The 6,760-nt window shown below is 32.0% G+C and carries 5 protein-coding genes; 4 read left to right on the forward strand and 1 reads right to left on the reverse strand.

The window, feature by feature from the left end:
- The first annotated feature begins 210 nt into the window (after positions 1-210).
- The 4 genes from ACR0QS_RS09560 (at position 211) to ACR0QS_RS09575 (ending at position 6,328) form a co-directional block, all read left to right on the forward strand.
- Positions 211-681, forward strand: coding sequence for a hypothetical protein (locus ACR0QS_RS09560; protein ID WP_432633217.1), 471 nt, complete (start codon positions 211-213; stop codon positions 679-681).
- Positions 682-801: 120 nt separating this feature from the next.
- On the forward strand, positions 802-3,204 hold the full coding sequence (gene cmk, locus ACR0QS_RS09565) for a (d)CMP kinase (RefSeq protein WP_432633218.1): 2,403 nt from the start codon (positions 802-804) through the stop codon (positions 3,202-3,204).
- 20 nt (positions 3,205-3,224) lie between these two features.
- A complete protein-coding gene (locus tag ACR0QS_RS09570) occupies positions 3,225-4,124 on the forward strand; it encodes an SPL family radical SAM protein (protein ID WP_432633219.1) in 900 nt (299 codons plus the stop codon).
- A gap of 65 nt (positions 4,125-4,189) precedes the next feature.
- Positions 4,190-6,328, forward strand: a complete 2,139-nt coding sequence (locus tag ACR0QS_RS09575; RefSeq protein ID WP_432633220.1) for a glucose PTS transporter subunit IIA — start codon at positions 4,190-4,192, stop codon at positions 6,326-6,328.
- A gap of 63 nt (positions 6,329-6,391) precedes the next feature.
- On the opposite strand, the gene ACR0QS_RS09580 is transcribed toward ACR0QS_RS09575, so the two are convergent.
- On the reverse strand, positions 6,392-6,619 hold the full coding sequence (locus ACR0QS_RS09580; protein ID WP_432633221.1) for a TM2 domain-containing protein: 228 nt from the start codon (positions 6,617-6,619) through the stop codon (positions 6,392-6,394).
- Positions 6,620-6,760: the final 141 nt, after the last annotated feature.

Raw genomic sequence — 6,760 nt, forward strand, 5'->3', positions numbered from 1 at the left:
TATATATATAGTAGATTTATTTTTAGATTTCTGCGATGCATAAATGTTTTCCTTCCAGATGTTAAAATAAAATAGATAATTCATTATTCCGATAATACAATATTATATAAAATATGTCAATAAATTTTTTATATTTTATACTTTAAATTTTTTTAATTTTTTGTATAATGTATGACAATTAAATTAAAAATTTTTTATAATATTTTAATTATGTTTAAGAAGATTTTATTTATTGTTATTCTGCTTGCCACTTTAAGCGCAAGTCAATTAACCGCTTATATTTCAAGTTCGCCAATGTATTTTTTGGAAAAAAAAGAATTGAAAGGCATTGAAACTATAAATTATAATAATTATTCTCAAAATCTAACAATTCTTAGTTTTCCTATGGTAAGTTCGGCAATGTGGTTTAAGGATTTTCCAGTATTAGATTTGATTTTGGATGTATATGTTTTTGTCGCTTATAATGAAAATGTAAATACTTTTGTGAATTATCTCCATTTTTACAGAACTTTGAAATCTATAGAATATAAATTTTCTAAAAGTAATTTTGCTCTGGCTTTTTATTACTCGAGCGGTATGAACAATTATTATAATTCTATGATTAGAGATTTGTCGATTTCGTATAAGGAATATTATTTCGGAACTCATATGTATTTGGGATTTCATTATTATTTGAATTAGATTATTGTTTTTTGTTTTGAAATTTTAAAAATTTTTTAAAAATTTTAAGTTAAAGTATTTGCAATTATAATTATTTATGATATAATATATTTTCAAAATTATATTTAAGAGAATGTTAAAGTGTCCGATTCATACAAAATAATTACTTTAGACGGTCCTTCTGGAGCAGGAAAAAGCACCGTTGCCAAATTAGCCGCAAATAAATTGGGTTTTAAATATTTGGATACGGGAGCTATGTATAGAGCCGTTACTTTATATATGCTTGAAAATCATATTGACATAAAAAACGAAGACGAAGTAAAAAACGCTTTAAATAAATTAAATATAGGTTTCGACAGCAAATGCAGAATAATACTCGATTCTAAAGATGTAAGCGATTATATAAGAAGCGAGCGAGTAGTTAAATTCGTTTCGGAAGTTTCGGCAATAAGTTCGGTTAGAAAAAGCATGGTTGATTTGCAAAGAAATATTGCAAAAGAAGATAATTATATTTTGGACGGAAGAGATACGGGAAGCGTGGTTTTTCCAAATGCCGATTTTAAATTTTATATTGACGCTTCAATCGAAGAGAGAGCGAAACGAAGATTTAAAGAAGAAACCGAAAAAGGAAAAAATATAAGTTTTGAAGAAATTAAAGAAAGCATCAAAAAAAGGGACAAATACGATTCAAATAGAGAAGATAGCCCTTTGATAATTCCGCAAAATGCCGTTATAATAGACACGACTAATATGACTGCAAACGAAGTGGTTGAAAAAATTACCGACATAGTTTTAAATAACGAAAGTCGAATTTTAGATAAAAATCCTCATAATGATTTGAGGAAGAGAGAGGACAAAATGGTAGATAATATTTTATCAAACGAACAAGAAGAAAGAAAAGAATTTCTTAAAGCCGTGGAAGAGTTCGGAGAAAATGACGGCAATAATTCCTATAAAATCGGAAATATCGTTAAAGGAAAAATTGAAAAATTTGACGATGCGGATGTTTTTATAAATCTTAATTATAAAGTGGAAGGAAAAATAAACAGAAGCGAATTTGAAAAAGAGCCTGAAGTCGGCGAAGAAATCGAAGCGATAATTAAAGGCGAAGATAAAGACAACGGATATTTTATATTGTCAAAAGAAGAATACGATAAAAGAAAAGCGGATATTATGATAAAAAACGCCGAAAAAAATAACGATGCGATTAGAGGAACGGTAAAAGAAATCGTAAAAGGCGGATTCAATATATCAATAATGGGTTATCAGGCTTTTTGTCCTTTCTCTCAAATAGAATTAAATAAAGGAATAAAAGACGAAGAACATCTTGAAAAAGAATACGATTTTAAGATAATTAAAAGAAAAGGAAAAGATATAGTAGTTTCAAGAAGAGCCTTGCAGGAAGAAACTCAAAATTCAAATATAGACGCATTTTTGAATAATTTGAAAGAAGGCGATATAATCAACGGAAAAGTGAAAAATATAGAAAGGTTCGGAGCCTTTGTCGGAATCACGGAAGGTTTGGACGGTTTTCTTGCAATTCCTAATATGTCTTGGGCAAAAATCGTTAATCCGAAAAGTATAATCAAAAGAGGCGAAGAGCGAGCGTTTAAAGTTCTTTCAATAGATAAAGAAAAAAGAAAAGTCGATTTGGGATTAAAACAGCTTGAAAACGACAGCTGGGTTCAGTTTGTAGAAGAATACCATGTCGGCGATACGGTAAAAGGCGAAGTTACAACCGTTAAAAAATTCGGCGCTTTCGTTAAAGTTTACGACAATGTGGAAGGTTTGATTCATATATCCGATTTAAGTTGGAATTCTCATGTAAACAGTCCGAGCGATTTTGTTAAAAAAGGCGATTATTTGGAATGCAAAATATTAAGTATAGATGTTCCAGAAAGAAAATTAACTTTGGGATTGAAACAGGCTCAATCGAATCCTTGGGATACGGTAGGTAGCGATTTTCCAGTAAGAACTTCGGTAAAATGCAAACCTAAAAGAATATTGAAAAATTTTGCCGTATTCGAACTTCCTAACGGTTTGGAAGGAATATGCGATATAGGAGATTTCGACTGGAAAAGTAATGTAGTTAATATGAACGACTATATCAAAGAAGGCGAAGATATTGAAATGGTTATAATGGCGATAGATAGAGATAAACAGAGAATAAAATTGAGCCTTAAACATACTACGGAAAGTCCTTGGCGAATATTCGATAGAGAGCATCCCGCTGGTTCAATAGTCGATGGAACGGTAAAAGCGATTGTAGATTCTGGAGCGATAATTTCTTTGGAAAACGATTTGGAAGGATTTATGCATATATCTCAAGTTGATTTGCCTAAAGGAGCTAATTTGGAAGAGGCGCTTAAAGTGGGCGAAACTTATCCTTTTGTAGTTAGAGAAACAAATCAGGTAAAAAGAAAAATATCTTTATCGAGAAGAGATTACACGGAAGCGGAAACGAGAAGGGAAACTCAAAATTATATTTCTAAAGAAGAGCCTACTTCTTTGACTTATAATCCTTTCGATAATATTAATAATTAAGTTATTAATAAAATATCGTAATGCAAGATAGTAAAGCGATATATAGAGAGATAAATTGCAAATCCGCCATAAATAAAATAGAAAATAAATTCGGTTTTTGCAACGATTTAAATATATACAGAGGCTGCATCCATAAATGTTATTACTGCTATGCCGTTTATTCACATAAATATATTAACTCGCGAGATTTTTTCGGAGAGATTTTCGTTAAGAAAAATATTGTCGAAGTATTGGAAAAAGAATTATCTTCAAAAAATTGGAATAGAGATATTATAAATTTGGGAAGCGTCACCGATAGTTATCAATCAGCGGAAAAAGATTATAAGATAATGCCCGAAATATTGAAACTTCTTATAAAATATAAAACTCCAATGACTATATCCACAAAAAGCGATTTGATATTGAGAGATTTTGATTTGATAGCCAAACTTTCAAATATCGTTCCCGTTAGAATCGCCTCCACTATTACTACAGCCGATGAAAAATTATCTTCTTTAATAGAGCCTAATGTTATAAGTCCGCTGAAAAGATTTGAAACGCTTAAAGAATTCAAAAAAACGAATGCGATTGTCGGAGTTCATGCGATTCCCGTTATGCCTTTTATAACCGAAGACGGACTTGAAAATATATTTATAAAAACGAAAGAAAATAATTTGGATTATGCGATTTGCGAAGTTTTGAATTTGAAAGGAGAATGCAGAAAAATATTTTTAAATTTTGTAAGAAAAAATTTCCCCGAACATTATAAAAAATATCTTTATATTTATAATAATAACGGCGAATTAAAAGAAGAATACAAAAATAAGATTCACAAAAAAATAAAATATTTGGAAGAAAAATATAATCTTAATTACGATTCTGCAGATTTTGAAAAAGTTTATACGAAAGACGAAACGACTTTATTTGATTATAGTTATTAACTATTTGACTTATATAAATTAATTAATATAATATACAAAAAATTTAAAACATGGAGTTTTTTATCATGAAGAATCAAATTTTTGGAGTATTGCAAAGAATAGGAAGGTCGTTCATGCTTCCGATTGCCGTGCTTCCAGTAGCGGGTTTGTTTTTGGGAATAGGAAGTTCGCTAACGAATAAGACTATGCTCGAAACCTATAACCTAATCAATATACTCGGTCCGCATACTATGGCTTACGGAATATTGTCCGTTTTAAGCGAAGCGGGAAGTATAATATTTGGAAACTTGCCTATAATATTTGCCATGAGCGTGGCTATCGGTATGGCTAAACAGGAAAAAGAAGTAGCCGCTTTATCGGGAGCGATTGCATTTTTCGTTATGCATGCTTCGATTGGAAAAATGATAGATATTATGGGCGGAACGGATAAACTTTTGGCGGGTTCTACTGCCAATGTTGTAGGAATTACTTCGCTTCAAATGGGAGTTTTCGGCGGTATCATAGTCGGACTCGGAGTCGCCGCTTTGCATAACAGATATTACGCGATAGAAATGCCTCAAATATTGTCATTCTTCGGAGGCACAAGATTTATACCGATTATTTCGTCTATAGTATTTTTAATAGTCGGAATAGCGATGTATTTTATATGGCCCCCGATTCAGGTGGTAATGAATAAACTTGGAGATTTAATAGCTGGTTCGGGATATATTGGAACTTTATTTTACGGAATAATCGAAAGAGCTTTGATACCGTTCGGGCTTCATCATGTATTCTACACTCCTTTATGGCAAACTTCGTTGGGCGGAACTATGATGATAGACGGAAGATTAATCGAAGGCGCTCAAAATATTTTCTTCGCTCAATTAGGCTCTCCAAATACTACGGTTTTCAGCGTTGAAGCCACTCGATTTATGACGGGAAAATTTCCTTTTATGATATTCGGACTTCCAGGCGCCGCTTTGGCTATGTATAGAACTTCAAGAATCGAAAAACGAAAAGTTGTCGGCGCTTTATTATTTTCTGCCGCACTAACGGCAATGATAACGGGAATAACCGAACCGATAGAATTCACATTTCTTTTTGTCGCTCCTTTATTTTACGCGATTCACTGCGTTTTTGCTGGAATATCTTTCATGCTTATGCATATTTTGAATGTTACGGTTGGAATGACTTTTTCGGGCGGTTTGATAGATTTATTATTATTCGGCGTTATTCAGGGAAATTCAAAAACTCATTGGATATGGATTGTGATTGTCGGAATAGTTTATTTCTTCGTCTATTATTTTGTATTTTCTTTCTTAATTAAAAAGATGGATTTAAAAACTCCGGGAAGAGAACCAGACAGCGAAGAACCTAAATTATACAGAAGAGCGGATGTTGAAGCGGCAAAATCTTCAAAAAACAGCGAATATGGAGAATCGCCTTTAATAGTCGCAGGACTCGGCGGAAAGAAAAATATAAGCGATGTCGACTGCTGCATTACTCGTTTGCGAATAACCGTATTTGACGCGGGCAAAGTAGTCGATGCCACATTGAAAGCGAGCGGAGCTTCTGGAATAATCAAAAAAGGAAACGGAATTCAAGTTGTTTACGGTCCGAAAGTAGCGGTTATAAAATCGAAATTGGAAGAATATCTTAAGGACCCTATAAGCGATATTGAAGATAATTCGGTAAATATTAATTCCACAAATTCGGTTAATGATAATACGACAAAAGAAAATCAAAATTCAAATTCCGCTGGCATATTGGTAGAGACGATTTATAGCCCTATTAAAGGTAAAATCGTTAAACTTGAAAATGTTTTGGACGAAGCTTTTTCGAGCGGAGCGGTTGGCAAAGGAATTGCAATAGAACCTTCAGAAGATGGAAAAGTTTTCGCTCCATTTGACGGCGTTATAGAAACGGCATTTCCAACTAAACATGCGATAGGTTTGACTTCCGATAAAGGAGTAGAACTTCTTATACATATTGGAATGGATACGGTTAAACTTGACGGAAAACATTTCACTTCGCATATAGAAGAAGGACAAAAAATTAAAAAAGGCGATTTGCTAATGGAATTTGATACCGAAAAAATTAAAGAAGCGGGCTATTCGGTAATAACTCCGATAGTAATAACCAATTTTGAAAATTACGGCGCTATAGAGGAGACTTCTGCCGATTCTATAAATGCTGGAGATATTTTGATTAATATTAAAAAATAATTATTGAAAAATAATTAAAATAATATTAAAAAAATAAAAGGGATTTGAAAAAACAAGTCCCTTTTATTTTCTTAATTTTCTGCCTTGATTATCGGTAAACGCATCGAGCAAAATCAAAACTATATCGACTATATACCAAATGCCGAAACCCCAAGCGGTAAGCCAATACAAAATTCCCGTTCCTATTTTTCCGACATAAAATCTATGAACGGGCAAAAATATCGCAAGTAATAAAGTTACAATCCAACTTCTATCCGATATTTCTTTATTATTCGAATCGTTATAACTCATTTATTTATCCTCATTATTTGATTGTTATATTATAAATTAAAATCAAAATAAAGTAAAATGAAATTTGGATTGTTTCAGTAGTTCCAATAAAAACTATCTTTTTTAATATAAGGTTTTAATTTTTTCATGTCTATTGTTAAA

This window comes from Brachyspira sp., from assembly GCF_050873525.1.
In the GTDB taxonomy this organism is placed as follows: domain Bacteria; phylum Spirochaetota; class Brachyspiria; order Brachyspirales; family Brachyspiraceae; genus Brachyspira.